This is a genomic window from Calditrichota bacterium (assembly GCA_013151735.1).
Lineage (GTDB): Bacteria > Zhuqueibacterota > JdFR-76 > JdFR-76 > BMS3Abin05 > BMS3Abin05.
In genome coordinates this window covers 28,298-43,391 of the sequence record JAADHR010000027.1, presented here as the reverse complement: position 1 = coordinate 43,391, position 15,094 = coordinate 28,298, and the positions used below count along the sequence as shown (strand labels likewise).

11 protein-coding genes are annotated in these 15,094 nt (G+C 46.4%); all 11 read right to left on the bottom strand.

The features are described from left to right. Nucleotides 1-3: 3 nt before the first annotated feature. The gene (locus GXO76_01915) at nucleotides 4-543 is read right to left on the bottom strand and encodes a hypothetical protein (protein ID NOY76605.1); all 540 of its coding nucleotides are present in this window, start codon (nucleotides 541-543) and stop codon (nucleotides 4-6) included. Further along, nucleotides 543-1,205, bottom strand: coding sequence for a MotA/TolQ/ExbB proton channel family protein (locus GXO76_01910; protein ID NOY76604.1), 663 nt, complete (start codon nucleotides 1,203-1,205; stop codon nucleotides 543-545). The genes GXO76_01915 and GXO76_01910 overlap by 1 nt, the downstream gene beginning before the upstream one ends. A gap of 38 nt (nucleotides 1,206-1,243) precedes the next feature. After that, complete coding sequence (locus tag GXO76_01905; GenBank protein NOY76603.1) at nucleotides 1,244-1,591, bottom strand: hypothetical protein; 348 nt, start codon at nucleotides 1,589-1,591, stop codon at nucleotides 1,244-1,246. 95 nt (nucleotides 1,592-1,686) lie between these two features. Beyond that, nucleotides 1,687-6,363, bottom strand: coding sequence for a tetratricopeptide repeat protein (locus tag GXO76_01900; GenBank protein NOY76602.1), 4,677 nt, complete (start codon nucleotides 6,361-6,363; stop codon nucleotides 1,687-1,689). Nucleotides 6,364-6,401: 38 nt separating this feature from the next. Then, nucleotides 6,402-9,407 carry a tetratricopeptide repeat protein gene (locus tag GXO76_01895; protein ID NOY76601.1) on the bottom strand — a complete coding sequence of 1,002 codons (3,006 nt, stop codon included), beginning with the start codon at nucleotides 9,405-9,407 and terminating at the stop codon, nucleotides 6,402-6,404. Between the two features lie 212 nt (nucleotides 9,408-9,619). Beyond that, the gene (locus GXO76_01890) at nucleotides 9,620-10,033 is read right to left on the bottom strand and encodes a F0F1 ATP synthase subunit epsilon (protein ID NOY76600.1); all 414 of its coding nucleotides are present in this window, start codon (nucleotides 10,031-10,033) and stop codon (nucleotides 9,620-9,622) included. Nucleotides 10,034-10,041: 8 nt separating this feature from the next. Continuing rightward, nucleotides 10,042-11,439, bottom strand: a complete 1,398-nt coding sequence (gene atpD, locus GXO76_01885; protein NOY76599.1) for a F0F1 ATP synthase subunit beta — start codon at nucleotides 11,437-11,439, stop codon at nucleotides 10,042-10,044. Nucleotides 11,440-11,554: 115 nt separating this feature from the next. Continuing rightward, nucleotides 11,555-12,421: an ATP synthase F1 subunit gamma gene (atpG, locus tag GXO76_01880; protein ID NOY76598.1), complete on the bottom strand. Its 867-nt coding sequence runs from the start codon at nucleotides 12,419-12,421 to the stop codon at nucleotides 11,555-11,557. 2 nt (nucleotides 12,422-12,423) lie between these two features. Next, the gene (locus GXO76_01875) at nucleotides 12,424-13,938 is read right to left on the bottom strand and encodes a F0F1 ATP synthase subunit alpha (GenBank protein NOY76597.1); all 1,515 of its coding nucleotides are present in this window, start codon (nucleotides 13,936-13,938) and stop codon (nucleotides 12,424-12,426) included. 97 nt (nucleotides 13,939-14,035) lie between these two features. Next, on the bottom strand, nucleotides 14,036-14,596 hold the full coding sequence (gene atpH, locus GXO76_01870; protein NOY76596.1) for an ATP synthase F1 subunit delta: 561 nt from the start codon (nucleotides 14,594-14,596) through the stop codon (nucleotides 14,036-14,038). Continuing rightward, entirely contained in the window at nucleotides 14,593-15,081 is a 489-nt protein-coding gene (gene atpF, locus GXO76_01865) for a F0F1 ATP synthase subunit B (protein ID NOY76595.1), read from the bottom strand. The genes atpH and atpF overlap by 4 nt, the downstream gene beginning before the upstream one ends. Between the last annotated feature and the right edge of the window lie 13 nt (nucleotides 15,082-15,094).

Sequence of the window (15,094 nt, the reverse complement as noted above, 5' to 3'; positions counted from 1 at the left end):
ATTTTAAAGTACTGTTGCTCCCAATGAAACATCCGGAAACAGCGGTTTTAGTTTTCCATCCACTTCAATGCTTCTTGAGGCATCCATCGTGCTGACTACGGTCTGATATTTAATGGATGGCTCAGCCAAAATGATAATCCGATTTGAATCCCTGAAAATGCCGGCGGCCTTTTTCTTGATCCGGTACAGATAGTCAGACAGTTTTTTGTAATCGTACCCATCGGCCTCTTTTGGGATCGTGGGACCCTCACCGTTTTGACCCAGCGCTACGGCTGCGCTGCTGGCGATGTAAAATCCCTGATCAGTGACGGTAACCGTCAGATCGAGCTTTTTCTCTGCTTCCTGAGGCATTTTCGAGACGGATGTCATCGTGGCTCCGGCGGCCGGGGGCAGATTGATTTCAATAATGCCCAGTTTTACAAATTCTGCCGAGGTCAGGAGCAAGGGAATCAGAACGACCATCAAGTTCATAATGGGTGTCAAATTCAATTCCGGTTCAACCGCATCCGGACGTCTTTTGCGTTTTGACGGTTTGAAAGCCATTATTTGTTCCCCGTAATTAAATTGATCAGTTTTACCGTGTGTTCGTCAATTTCATCGATAATTTCCATCGTTTTGTTGTGGATGTACGTGTACACCAGCACAGCCGGAATGGCAATGGACAGACCGATCAGCGTTGTGTTCATGGCTGTTGAAATGCCCGCAGCCAACAACCGGGATTTTTCAGCGGCATCCACGCCCGGAGAAGACACGGAGTTGAACGCCAGGATAAGCCCGTAAATCGTGCCCATCAGGCCCAACAAGGTGGCCACATTTCCAAGGGTCGCCAGCCAGCCCGTTCGCTGCTGCAATTTGGGGATGATTTCCAGGGTTCCCTCGTCAACGGCATTCTGAACCGTTCGGAAATCGACTTCTTCATCATCGTTGTCCAGAACCCGAAGACCGGTTCCTACCACATACGGAAGCGCTTTGTCGTTCAGTTTTTCACAAACCTGAACGGCCTCTTTGTACTGACCTTTCGTAACCAGACGACGGATGTCTTTCATAAATTTGTCCGCATTGATATTTGAGCGAATACTGATAAAATAGGCACGCTCAATTGCCAGAGCCACAACAAACACGGCTGTAACCAGCAGCATCCACATAAAAAGCCATCCTGGGGCTCCGATCTTAAATGCATGGAATATTTGGACGAATTCTCCCATGTTCATACCTCCTGTTTCATTTTTTTTGGGGAATGATGTTATTTTCGTTCTTTTCGCAACATTTCGCGTGCCTCTGCCATCTGCTTGCTCTTCGATTTTTTAATCTCCATATAGAGGAGTTCTCGGGGCACGTTTTTTATTTCTTTGCTGAAAGAACGGCGGATGAATTCCACTTCTTTTAGCTTGGGCTCAATTCGCTTGGGAACAATGGAAACACTCGGTTTCTCAATATGTGCCTCCACATGAAGCGCTTTAAGGACCAATTCCTTTGATGTTTTGGGCGGCGCCGCCTTCTTTTTTGACGGGGCTTCCTGAGCATTCACCGTCCCGGTAGATAGAAACATACTGACCAATACGGCCAAACTCACGGCAACCAGGTATCTCATTTTTGCATCCTCTGTTAAACTCTTGCTTCCCGGCGTTTTCGAAAAGGCCGGATGAGAAAACGGCCGACAAGCAGCGCCCGTTCTGCTTTAGTGACTTAGGGCTTGAGCACATGATTTAGAAGAAAGGCCTGTTTTTCAACCTCTTTTTCATAATTAATTTCTTCCTGCTTAACCGACTGACTCACCTTCTGAATCGTTGCTTTTCGCAGGAGCTGGATTTGAAAGATCGCCCGCATGCCTTTCCGGGTACTGTCTGTGTCTGTTACGTGAATGGCTACCACATTATCTCCTTGCCGGATAAACTCATTCACATTCACAGGGAAGGCTTGCTTCCACCCTAATGTATCGGCCTTTTCCTGGAAAACCTTTACGCCGTTTAGGAAAATTTCCATGTTGTCGTCCGCCTGAATTTTGAGCATGGCAGACACCGGAATGTCGCTGATTTCGACGTGTTTTCTGAAATACAACTCGCCCGGATACGGTTGTTTGGGTACCAGATGAAAGGGCCTGGACGCAGCTTTTTGTACGGAATCCCCTGCAGAGGTATCCGCAAACACGGTATCCAGTTCCATGGGAATATTCATGCTGTAAGCGACCTGCCCCGGGAACAGGGCTTTCCCGGTGGAATCCCAGGCCATTTTTTCTGCATGCAGCCAGGAGGAATCCGGGGCATCGTTCTGGATCCAGTTGGAATCAACGGCTGTACGGACCAGCCACGTGCTATCCGCCGGAATATAAACGGAATCTGTAGACACCGCGAATTCTTTGGCGTACGTGACGGGATCCAGTTCGATAAGAAGACTGGAAATGCGGCTAATTGCCAGGCTTTGTAAATTATGGGATTTCTTGTAATCGTATGCATCTGCGGCAATCTCAAGTGCCGCATCGTGTAACGAATTAAAATTATCCGAATAGGTGTAAATGGCGTCCTCATACTCGGGCATCGGGTCCTTTTGATTCAAGGCCGAAAAATAGTCCTTTAGTGCCCGTGCCGAATCCGCCTCCAGTTTGTAGGTGTCGGCTATATCGTAGGTGTTTTCCAGATAGTCATTGATTCCCTGTTCCGCATATTTTTCCGGGAAATTGTGTTTAAGAAAATTATCCAATTCCCACTGGTAAAAACGCGTCATAATTTGCGTGTACTTTTTCCCCAATTCGATCACATTCAACAAATCCCCGGCTAAATTAAGGGCATCCTCCTTTTCAGCATCTGTTCCCTTCGTCATAATATAATAGTACTGATGCTTCATTTTCCGGTAAGTATCGATTGTGCCTTTTGCCAGCTGGTAATATTTTGCCGGAAGAATCTTAAAGACCTGCAGCAGCTTTTGCCGCGAACGAGCCACCCACATATTCTCCAATTGAAGTGAATCGGCTTCATTGATGTTTCGGAGATGGGCCTGAACAATTTTATCCACCGTCGGCTTAACTGCTTTTAGATACACCTGATTTTTGTATTCCAGTGTGGCCACGGGGTCCAGGCCCCCGGGAATGGGCGCCGACAAGATTTGTTCAATAGAAGCAAAATTCAGATCGGCAATCCGGTAAAGCATCTCGGAGGTCTTTTCACCCGAACGCTTTACCCAGCGTTTCATGACCCGAAGGGTACTGTCCTTCTCAGCCACGCGAATCGAGTGATTTTGGGTTGAATCTTTACCCGTTGTGTCCGCCAGGGCTGTTGAATCCGGTGCAGACGGTTTGCTGGCCATCTCAAGCTTTCTCAGCAGAACAAACGCTGAGCGGTAGGAATTGTGGGCTTTTTCGTATAATTGTGCGGACGTTTGGTGAATTTTTGTTCGGTACACAATCTGACGGGTTTCGTCCATTTGAGGAATTTCCTGGGAATCCCAGGCATTGGCGAATTCTTCGTAAACCTTTCCAATGTCGTAGGTGGCTTCGTACAACCGAATCGTGCCGTAGGCGGCCACCTCTTCATACTGAGAAACCAATTGATTCAACAGCTCTTTTTTCCGATTTTTTTGAGCCTCCATATTCGCCAGAGTAAACCGGATTTTTTTGTAGTCATTGTACATTAATTCCGATTTTAAGAAGAGGGCTTCTGCTGCGTAGTAATCATTCGTTTTAAGATTTTTTGTTTTCAATTCTGAGTTTCGCTTCAGCGCCCGGTCAAATTCCGCAATGGCCTGATCATGTTCCCCCTTGTTCATAAAATATTCGCCGCGCTTGAAAAAGGTCTCCACACCCCGGGGCGAATCCGGGTATTTGGTTCCAAATTCATCCCAGATTCTATTGGCCTGATCCAGATCATCCAGTTTTAAATAATATTCGGCCATATTGTAAAACATATTTTCCGCATCAGCAGATTTGGGATATGTTTTCACGTACTGCTTGTTTATCCGGATCGCATTTCGCCAATCCTTAGCCTTGACCGAAAAGAAACTGGCGTTGTACAACGCATCCTGCGCTTTTGCAGAATCCGGCGTGGCTTTCCAGAGCTTTTCATAGGTATTGGCCGCATATTTATAGTCCTTCAATTCGCCATAATCCAGTGCCAGGTTGTTCATGGCATCCAGGTAATATTTGGATGAAGGAAAATGATCAATTAAATACTGATAAACTTCAACGGCCTGATTGTATTCCGAAACCTTATCATATTCCACAGCCGATTGATAGAGGGCCAAATCGGCAAATTTGGCGTTGGGCACTTCTTTCACAACCCTCCGATACTCTTTGGCGGCTGCCAGATGATTTCCGCTGTCTGCAAGCGCCTGAGCGTGCAGAAAAATTGACTCGGACATGCGGCGAATGGCCTTCTTCTTCACTGCTTCGGGTACGTTTTTGCTTAATTGAATTTTTTTGGCCATTAATTCGGCGCTTACAAAATCCTGTTTTCCAAAATAGCTTTCCATAGCCGTAAATTGCGCCTGGGTCAGCTCCGGACTATTCGGGAAGCGTTGAATGAGGGTGTTAAAATATCTCAGGGCTTTTTCAAACTGCTTCTTATTGTAGAACAGAATTCCGGCATTGGCCAGAGCCACCGAGGCATCTTTATCCTGCGGAAAGAGCTTGATGAAATTATTGTAGGCCTCAATCAGGCGCCGCTCATCTGCATTCAGGGTATCCGGGTTGACCGCCTGAAGACCGGCTGCTCCCTTCTGACGAGCGGCCATCTTCTGAAAGTCACTGATCTTGCTGGTATCGTCGGCCGCTGTTTTCAGGGGCTTAATATGATGCTTTTCCAAAATTTCATTGGCCACAGCGATGGCATTTTGAGCGGCATCCTTTCGATATTTGTCCTTGGTGTAATCAAAGGCAATTTTCTCATATTCCTTAAAGGCCTCTTCATCCTCATTCAATTTCGTATCCAGAACAACGGCCATATTCCAGTGAATCGTGTAGGCCAATGAATCATCCGGGAAATATTTTAAATAGATGCGGCTGTTTTTCACCGCTTGTTGATAATAGTCCAGAGAAGAATCTCTCTCCGCATCGGTAAGAAGCCGGTTAATATTTTCCTGCATCGTTTTCTTCACCAGTTCGGTTGCTTCCCGAATGGTTTTTCTCCGCAGAAGCGGATTGGGAATTTTCTTCTCCATCGCCTGCGCCCATTGGCTTCCCGGGTGATATTTCAGGAACATCTCTCGCTGGGCCCGATAAACGCCGTTGTTGTCTTCCAGTCGTTTGAACGACATCACAATCGCATTCTGGATTTGAGGGGCCTGAGGTGTATCCGGATAATAATGCAGAATGGCATCATAGGTAGCAATGGCTCTCAGGAATTTCTCTTCGTTATTTTTGTAAACATCCCCCAGTTTTTTGAGAATCCGCACGCCGTAGTCTGGATACTTTAAATCGGCCAGATAGCTTAAGGCCTCGTCAAGGCCGCCGTAATCGTGGAAGCAAATGCCAATGTAATCGAGTGATTCGTTTTCAAGAGAGGGGTTGGAATAGAGGCCCTGGTAATCCACCGGTTTTGTTTTTTCGATATCTTGAACAACTGTCGTAAACGACGCAATCGCGGCAGGGAAATCTTCCTTCAGGTAATTTGCCCATCCGATTTTATACAGGGCTTCATCATAACGAGGGGTGTCTTTATATTTCAGAACCAGTTTGTAGTATTTAATCGCCTCATCGTAATTTCTCACAGAGGGACTAAAATAATATTCCCCGATTTGCATGAGGGCTTCCGGAGCGTATTTGCTTTTTGGAAATTTTGAAGCAATCTCACGATAATAACCCACAGCTTCTACCGATTTCCCCTGTTTGCCGAGGATGTAGGCTAAATTATAAAGAGCATCATCGTATAAACTGCTGTTGGGGAAATTATCGACAATCAGACGGTATTTTTCCAGTGCCTTGGAGTAATCCACTTTGGGTTCATCCGGGGGATTGGGGCGCAGCCCCTTTTCGTATTCCGAATAGGCTTTGTCGTAGGCATCCATCTGTTTCAGGAAGGTTTCTTCGGCTTCCTGAAAATAAAACTCTCCCAAACGCAGTAAAATTTTGTCGATAAAATGGCTATTGGGATTTTCGGTGAGTAATTTTTCAACATTTTGAATATTTTTCTCACGGAGGAGTTTTTTTTCACGCTGCAGACGATTAATTTCGTTCTGATAAAACTCACGAAACTTGATTAAATCTTCGGCGGAAAATGTCTTAACCAGTGAATCCAGCAGCGTTTGGTAGGATGATTTTTCACCCTTTTCAATAAGTGTTTCCTGGGCAAAACCTATTTTGCCCCAACATATTATGAGGCTCATAATTAAGAATACAACGGCCACTTTCCATCCCTGGAATCTGCGCTTTTCCATGCAATTACTCTCGTTTTATAGTGCTGTCGTCTAACGTTTTATTTTTTCTTTTTATTAATCAAGACTTTGCTTTCCACCGGAGTTTTCGCCGTGGGATATTTTTTATCCAGCAGCTCTTGTATGCCCTGATCCTGTGTTTGTCGCGGGGATTCTTGCTGGACCGCGTGTTCCTGACTCTTGGAAACAAAGTATCCTTGATTAAAATAGGCAGTTATGGCTTTTCGATAGTCTTCCTTCCGTTTTTCTTCCAGACGCTGCTGCACGTGACGAAGACTATCGCTCATGGTGTAAATGCGGTCTTTCAAAGCCAATTGCTGAATATTCAGAGCGTTGTTGATCAGGCTGATGTAATCGTAATAGTTTTTTATCTTTTCATCGATATTTTGGAGCCGAACAAAGTCGATGTCGCTGACACCAAAACCACTAAAGTCGGCATAATATTGAATATCTTCTTCCGGCGAATCATCCAGTTCACCATTTAAATACACAACATATTCCTCCAGGCGGTCAGAAATATTATCCAGATTTTCTCCGTTAAAATCGAGCCGAACAAGAGATTTTATATCTCCTTTTTTCCGGGCTTCAGCGACCAATTTCTCGACCTCTTTTTGATCGCCCTGAACCTGGTTTAATTCCGATTGAATTTCGGCCAACATTTCAGAAAGCACCTTGTTCTTATAGCGAAGCATGCTCTGCCTCTGAAGAAACGGATAATTGGACAGAAAATCCGTTTCCCCCGCCCATTTATGCGGGGAATAGTTTCCCAAAATCGCAAGTAAACGATTCTTTGTTTTGCCGATGTTTTTGGTTAAATCCCGGTATCCCAATTTCTGAACAATCTTCTGGTAGGTTTCCAGGTCGCCCACCAGGTCCTCCAGACGCTGCCGCTCCATTTCAAATTCATCCATCATGTAGAGGCCCGGTTTACCGGAGGGATAGGTGTTTTCCATTATCCTTCTGATTTTTTGTTTCAGGTACACAACTTCCTGAAACCGAAGCCGGTCGCCCCGTTTCAGGGCATCTTCCTGAATCTGGTCCAATTCCTGAAGACGTCTGGCCAGCGTTTCTCGTTCCTTGTTTTTTCCCGTCAGAATGGCCAGCGCCTTTTTGGCATTTTCCACATAACGCAAATCCCGGGCGGCGCGGGCGGGGTCTCCCATCATTTTATAGCAATGGGCAGAAAGCGTTTTGGCTTCGTAAACAGTATTCGAGCTCATGAAATTCCAGAATAATCGGTCCAGATCCTCTACGGTATATTTAATTTGCCCTTCACGAAATTCTGCCCATGCTTTTCCAATCAGTGCATCCTGATAGGCCCCGTCACCTTCAGAGACCCGACTAAAATAGTCCAAGGCCAGTTTGGGTTCATTATTTTCATAATAGATCATTCCGAGCTTTAAGAGAGAATTATTTTTGATAAGGTTCGCCCGTGGATCCGATGACCTCTTTTTTGTTTCGGCCACCAATTTGCGAAAGATTTTTGCTGCCGAGCGGTAGCGCTGTTCTCCGGCGTATGCGCTGGCCAACAAAAATTCCGACGAAAGGGCATACTCGGAGTTTTCGGGAATTGCCCGAAGTGTGGCAATGGCCAAATCGTAATTTTCCTTCTTAAAGTAAACATAGCCTGTCAAATAGTAGGCTTTTTCAAAAACCGCATCTTTTGGAGTGTTTTTATAGCGGGCTTGCAATTTTTTGAAGGCTTTAAAATATTGATCGTTCTGGTGAAGAGCCTCTGTGATCAACAGAATTTTGAAATACGACTCGTTTACATATTTTGAATTCGGAAAGTGCTGAATAACATAATCAAAGGTTCGCTTGGCTTTTTCATACTTTCCCTGGGCCATATAAATTTCCGCAAGACGGTAATGGATATCTTCCATATCCTGGAAGGGATATTCCGCAAGAAGTTCCCTGAATTCCAATTCGGCCAGGGGATATTCTTCCCGGTTGTAGCTCATAATGGCATCGGCTAAATCCCGGCGAAACATGCGGTTTAGCTGTTCCAGATTGGAATCTTGAATTAGCCGTTGGCGCAATAATCGCACGCGCGTCAGTTTGATTTTATAATTAAAGATTTGCGTGGCCTTCCATTCTTCCAGAAATTCATCAAATTTGGATTCGCTGGGAAGAAGCGCAAAATCCGTATATCCGAGTACCCGAAGCAGCTTGCGATCGACATTTGTCAGTACCTCTTCCTTCAGGGCATCGATTTTAAACAACAGGTCTTCCTCGTCCGGGTTTACCTGGGACCGGAAATGATCCAATTGGTACAAAACACTGATCACATTTTCCATTTCCTTAAAATACTGGGCTTCCAGCGTGTTATCCGATTGGGACACCTGGCTGCTGAGGACCTGCTCTAAACGAGATTTTTCCCGGGCAATTTCAGAAAGGGCAACTTGATTGTTTTCCGCTCGCGCAAGGGCCTCATAATGTTCCAATTCCTTAAAAATGGCGAGTATTTGGTCTATTTCTTTTTGGTATTCGGAAATAAGGGATTTGGATAATGGATCCGTTTTTGAGAATGATTTTCGGGTATTTCCTTCAATGGCCTGCTTCAGATCATTCTTGATGGCCTCGGCACGGGCGCGAACGGAGCGGTCATTTTCCTGATCCGCCTTTTTCTCCAGTCCTTTTAGTTCATCCATCAGCCCCAGAACGCGGCGAATCTCCTGAGAATACGCTTGAATCAAAGAGTCTGAATCCCCGGATGTGTCATGGGTCACAAGAGCGTCAAAAATCTGAGAAATAGGCTGCTTTTCCTTTTTCCGTACCTTTAGCTCGTCAACCAGATTATCCATCATAATGGTTAAGAACTGCTCTTTATAAACCATGTCGTAATAAAAATCGCTGGTTTTTTCGTCGATCATTTTCCAGACGTGGGCTTCATATTGTTTTTCCAGGCGAGCTTTATCGGGAGCACGTGAGAAGCTGAGGTTGGCCCAAAAAAGAATCGGAACAAGAAATGTGATTATGAGGGTAAGTTTTTGAACGTGAGATTTCTGGACTCCAGACGCTGCCGAACCATTCTTCTTCGAAATCATTGAATGCACCATTCTTTAGAGTTTTAAGGGTTATTATTCTTTCGGCTTTTTTTTCGAAATAATCAACAGGATTTTCCGTAAAATCCCCCCCAAGCCTCTATTTCAGGGTGTAAAATTCTCCGATCATAAAAAAGCCGACAAACTCATTTACGATTATCGGCTTTTTGGATAAATTTCTTTATTGGAATTGAGCGCTGTTCAGAAAAGTTTGTTCACTCCTTTGAAGCAACCTTCAGGCGGGTTAACGCACGGGTAAGCGCCGCATGTGCGCGGGTCATATTGATATTCGCCGAATGTTCACGTAATCGTCTTTCTGCACGCTCTTTTGCCTGTTTTGCCCGTTGTACGTCGATTTCTTCGGCTGGTTCGGCTGTCTCAGCCAGAACAGAAACCGTATTATTCAAAACCTCTACAAAACCGCCGCTGGTTGCGAAAAATCGCTTCTTGTTTCCAATTTCGACTTCAATCTCCCCAATATCCAGAGCCGTCAAAAATGGAATATGATTGGCCAAAACCCCAAAAGAGCCCTCAATTCCCGGTGCCCGCAAGTATGTGGCATCGCCGCTGTAGACGATACGCACCGGTGTTAAAATTTCAAGGGTAAATTTTTTATCCTGTTCACTCATGATTGTCTCTATTTCGATTTCATTTCTTGTGCCTTTTTGATCGCCTCTTCCATGGTTCCAACCATGTAAAATGCCTGCTCCGGAAGATCATCGTATTCACCCCGGACTATCGCCTTGAAATCTTTAATGGTGTCTTCAAGTTTAACATACCGGCCGGGTATTCCGGTAAACTGTTCGGCAACAAAAAACGGCTGCGATAAAAACCGCTGGATGCGCCGGGCCCGATTCACAATAATTTTATCGTCTTCTGACAATTCTTCCATTCCGAGGATCGCAATAATATCTTGCAAATCCTTAAATTTCTGCAGAATACCCTGAACATCCCGGGCCACCTGATAGTGCTCATCGCCCACGACCTTCGGATCCAGAATACGCGACGTAGAATCCAGTGGGTCCACGGCCGGGTAAATTCCAAGCTCTGCAATTTGCCGGGAGAGAACGGTTGTTGCATCCAGATGTGAAAAGGTTGTGGCCGGCGCCGGATCGGTTAAATCATCGGCAGGGACGTAAATGGCCTGCACAGATGTAATGGATCCCTTTTTGGTCGAGGTGATGCGCTCCTGCAGGGCACCCATTTCTGTAGCCAGCGTGGGCTGGTAGCCCACGGCTGAGGGCATCCGGCCCAACAGAGCGGACACTTCCGAACCGGCCTGAGTAAACCGGAAGATATTGTCAATAAACAGAAGCACGTCTTTGCCTTCTTCATCCCGAAAATATTCTGCAATGGTCACGCCGGTCAGGCCCACTCGCATACGGGCACCGGGAGGTTCATTCATCTGTCCAAAAACCATGGACGTTTTCTCCAGCACACCCGATTCCCGCATTTCCAGCCAAAGGTCATTCCCCTCACGGGTTCGTTCCCCTACACCGGCAAATACCGAATACCCGCCGTGTTCGGTGGCGATATTTCGGATCAGTTCCATAATGATAACCGTTTTCCCCACGCCGGCTCCCCCGAACAGACCGGTTTTTCCACCCTTTGAATAGGGTTCTAACAAGTCAATCACTTTTATTCCGGTTTCCAAAATTTCCGACTTGGTTTCCAGGTCTTCAAACTTTGGAGCATCCCGGTGGATAGGGTATCGCTTTTTTGTTTTGACCGGGCCAACCTCGTCGATAGGTTCACCAATAACGTTAAGAATGCGTCCCAGGTCTTCCATGCCAACCGGTACCGTAATGGGGCCACCCGTGTCTTCCACAGCCATCCCGCGCACCAAGCCGTCCGTAGAATCCATTGCCACCGTACGAACCATCCGATCCCCCAAATGTTGAGCCACTTCCAGCACCAGCGTCGACTGATCTTCTCGTTTTACGTGCAGGGCACTGTAAATATAGGGAAGTTTGCCGTCCTCGAAACTGACATCTACAACGGGTCCAATAACTTGCGCTATTTTTCCTTGATTCATACAAAAACCTCTTGTTCGTTTGAACTCAATTGAATGAAACTATTTTAGTAACGATTAACCTTCTCATTTTTTGGTAATTCCCCGGCACTGTGGAAGGACAGGGGAATTAAAGGAATTACTGATTCAGCGCCTCGGCGCCTCCAACAATTTCCGTGATCTCCTTCGTAATCGTAGCCTGCCGGACGCGGTTATAATGAAGCGTCAAGCGATCAATCATTTCAGTCGCATTGTCCGTCGCCATTTCCATGGCCGTCATTCGTGCACCCTGTTCAGCTGCGTTGGATTCCAGCAGAACCCGCCACATCTGGATATTAATCTGTTTGGGTAACAGGCTCTCCAAAATTTTATCCGGTGAGGGTTCGTAAATGTATTCCAGCTTTCGCATTCCCAGGTCTGGTTTGACGGGCTGAATCGGGAGTAATTGTTCGACCGTCAAATTCTGCTGAATGGCCGATTTAAATTCATTGTACACCAGAAACACATGATCCAACTCACGCTGCGAAAACAACCGGATAATTTCCTCTCCGATACGGGTGGCATGCGCAAACTCCAGATGATTAAAGAAGTCCGAATATTCATGAATCACGGAATAAGATCGACGCCGAAAATAATCCCGGGCATGCCGCCCCACCGCGATAACAAAGACCTCTTTTCCGCCGGCCAGCTGTTTTTCCAACTCTTCTGTTGATTTCCGAAGAATGTTTTGATTGAACGCCCCGCACAGCCCGCGGTCAGCGGTTACCACCACGTAGCCCACGCGCTGGGCCTCCCGTTCTTCCAGAAGCGGGTGCAGGCTGCGATCCACCAGCCCAGCCACATGCCCCAGAACCTGATTGAGCCGGTAGGCGTAGGGACGGGTTTTCAGAATATTCTCCTGCGCCCGGCGCAATTTTGCAGCCGCCACCATCTTCATGGCTTTGGTGATTTGCTGGGTGCTTTTAACACTTGAAATTCGTCGTCGAATATCGCGAAGGGTTGCCATTTTTAGCCCTCGAACGACTGGGTTTTGATGAATTCTTGACAGGCATTATCCAGACGCGCTTCCAGGTCCTTGTCCAAAACCTTTTTTTCACGGATATCGGTTAAAATATCGAGATAATTGGAATCGAGAAACAAATAAAAATCTTTCTCAAGGTCCTTAATCTTCTCCAGAGGCACTTTGTCCAGATAGCCGTGGATTCCCATATAAATAATAGCGATCTGCTTTTCAACGGGCAAGGGCTGGTATTGATCCTGTTTCAGAATTTCACGAATATGCTGCCCGCGAATAATCTGATCCATGGTGGCTTTATCCAGGTCCGAACCAAATTTCACGAACGCCTCCAATTCCCGGAACTGGGCCAGGTCTAACCGTAACCGACCCGCTACCTGCCGCATCGCCTTAATCTGGGCATTTCCACCCACACGGGATACAGACAAACCGGCATTAATAGCCGGGCGAAAACCTGCATAAAAAAGATCGGTTTCCAGATAAATCTGCCCGTCTGTAATGGAAATAACGTTGGTTGGGATATAGGCTGAGATATCACCGGCCTGAGTTTCGATAATAGGAAAAGCGGTTAGGGAACCACCCCCCAGATCATCGCTCAGTTTGGACGAGCGTTCCAACAAGCGGGAATGCAGATAGAATACATCGCCGGGATAGGCCTCGCGTCCGGGCGGGCGACGCAGCAACAGTGAAACCTGACGATAGGCCCAGGCGTGTTTGGTCAGATCATCGTAAATAATAAGGGCATGTTTGCCGTTATCACGAAAATACTCGCCCATGGCGGCTCCGGCATAGGGAGCGATGTACAACAGAGGAGCCGGTTGTTCGGCCATGGAGGCAATGACAATGGTATGATCCATTGCGCCGTTATCCTCAAGCGTTTGAACAATCTTCGCAATGGTAGACCCCTTCTGACCAATGGCCACATAAATACAGAACACATCGGAATCTTTTTGATTAATGATCGTATCGACGGCAATGGCTGTTTTACCCGTCTGGCGATCGCCAATAATCAATTCACGCTGCCCGCGGCCAATGGGAATCATCGAATCGATGGCCTTCAATCCGGTTTGCAGGGGTTCTTTCACCGGCTGCCGGTAAATCACACCGGGGGCCTTTCGTTCGATGGGATTAAATTTCTTGGCATTAATCGGGCCTTTTCCATCCATCGGCTGCCCCAGAGGATTAACCACACGCCCCAGAAGGTCTTCTCCCACGGGAACTTCCACAATACGGCCGGTCCGCCGAACGGAATCTCCTTCGCGAATGTGTGTGTCGCTTCCGAAAAGGATACACCCCACGTTATCCTCTTCCAGATTCAATGCCATGCCGTACACATTGCCGGGAAATTCAATCAGCTCGCCCGCCATCACATTTTCCAGGCCGTAGATACGTGCAATTCCATCGCCCACGTAAATAACTTCGCCAACCTCTTCGACGTTTACTGTGTAGTCGAAACTCTCTATTCTCTGCCGAATAATCGATGTAATTTCATCCGGCTTAATCTTCATGAATAAACCTCCACTTTTTCCAGATTCGCACCAATCGAATCTTCCGGATTAGAACGAAGTCCCTATTTTAGTGTCAAACCACGATCGCTTGTGCGATTTAATTATTCTGATTTTGCGGAGCTTCGGCCAAAAATGACCGCATCCGCACCAACTGACCCTTCAAAGAGGCATCGAAAACCGTACTATCGATGCGAAGGCGAATGCCGCCTAAAATCTCAGGGTCAATTTCGGGCTGAATCACAATGTCTTTCTGCAACTCCTTCGACAACCGGCTCCGGATAAGATCTAACTCATCCTCCGAAAGCGGAATGGCTGTCGTTGCCCGAACGTTAATCCGATTAAAATAGGCATCCTGATAGCGATAAAATTCCTGAACCATATCCGGGAAAAAATTTTGCCGGCCATTTTTTAGAAGGATCTGAATAAAATTAAAAAATTCCGCCGAAAGCTGATCGCCAAAAAGCTTTTCCACCGCCTTTTCTTTTTCCTTTCGAGAAATTTCCGGTGACAAGAGAAAACGATGAAAATCCGGATTCATCCGCAAGGCATCATTAAAAATGGCCAGGTCTTGGCTTATTTTTTCCAGACTCTTTTTTTCAACCGCCACTCGGAACAAGGCTTTTGAATATCGGCGCACCAGAGCATTGGATCCAATCATGACAGTTTCATCTCCTGGATATACTTCTTTACAATCTGTTTATGATCGGCATCGGTGAGCGATTTTCCAATCAGCTTCGACGCCGCATCCAGAGAAAGGTCTACGGCCAGTTTTCGGATGTCCTCAATAGCCTTTTCCCGCTCTAATGAAATTTCGCGCCGGGCCTTTTCAATCAACCGCGTGGCTTCTTCATCGGCCTTCTGGACAATCTCATTCTTGAGCATTTCCGCCGTTTTGCGCCCTTTGTTTACAATTTCCTGGGACTCCTTTTTGGCCTGCTCAATCATGTGCTGATATTCAGCCAGTTTCTTTTCAGCTTCCTGCCGATTTTTTTCAGCCTCGTCTATAGCCGACTGAATCCGCTGCTCCCGACTTTCGAGCGCACTCATAATGGGCTTCCAGGCAATCTTTTGGAGCACCCAAAGCAAAAGCAAAAATGTAACGATTGTCCAAAAAATCAGACCAGGATTAACATTTAATAGCATAATCCCACCCAGT

Bases quoted from the DNA above. Each gene is read 5' to 3' on its own strand.
- GXO76_01890 (NOY76600.1), bottom strand. From the start codon at position 10,033: ATGAGTGAACAGGATAAAAAATTTACCCTTGAAATTTTAACACCGGTG.
- GXO76_01895 (NOY76601.1), bottom strand. From the start codon at position 9,407: ATGATTTCGAAGAAGAATGGTTCGGCAGCGTCTGGAGTCCAGAAATCT.
- atpD (NOY76599.1), bottom strand. From the start codon at position 11,439: ATGAATCAAGGAAAAATAGCGCAAGTTATTGGACCCGTTGTAGATGTC.
- GXO76_01900 (NOY76602.1), bottom strand. From the start codon at position 6,363: ATGGAAAAGCGCAGATTCCAGGGATGGAAAGTGGCCGTTGTATTCTTA.
- GXO76_01875 (NOY76597.1), bottom strand. From the start codon at position 13,938: ATGAAGATTAAGCCGGATGAAATTACATCGATTATTCGGCAGAGAATA.
- atpH (NOY76596.1), bottom strand. From the start codon at position 14,596: ATGATTGGATCCAATGCTCTGGTGCGCCGATATTCAAAAGCCTTGTTC.
- GXO76_01915 (NOY76605.1), bottom strand. From the start codon at position 543: ATGGCTTTCAAACCGTCAAAACGCAAAAGACGTCCGGATGCGGTTGAA.
- GXO76_01910 (NOY76604.1), bottom strand. From the start codon at position 1,205: ATGGGAGAATTCGTCCAAATATTCCATGCATTTAAGATCGGAGCCCCA.
- atpF (NOY76595.1), bottom strand. From the start codon at position 15,081: ATGCTATTAAATGTTAATCCTGGTCTGATTTTTTGGACAATCGTTACA.
- GXO76_01905 (NOY76603.1), bottom strand. From the start codon at position 1,591: ATGAGATACCTGGTTGCCGTGAGTTTGGCCGTATTGGTCAGTATGTTT.
- atpG (NOY76598.1), bottom strand. From the start codon at position 12,421: ATGGCAACCCTTCGCGATATTCGACGACGAATTTCAAGTGTTAAAAGC.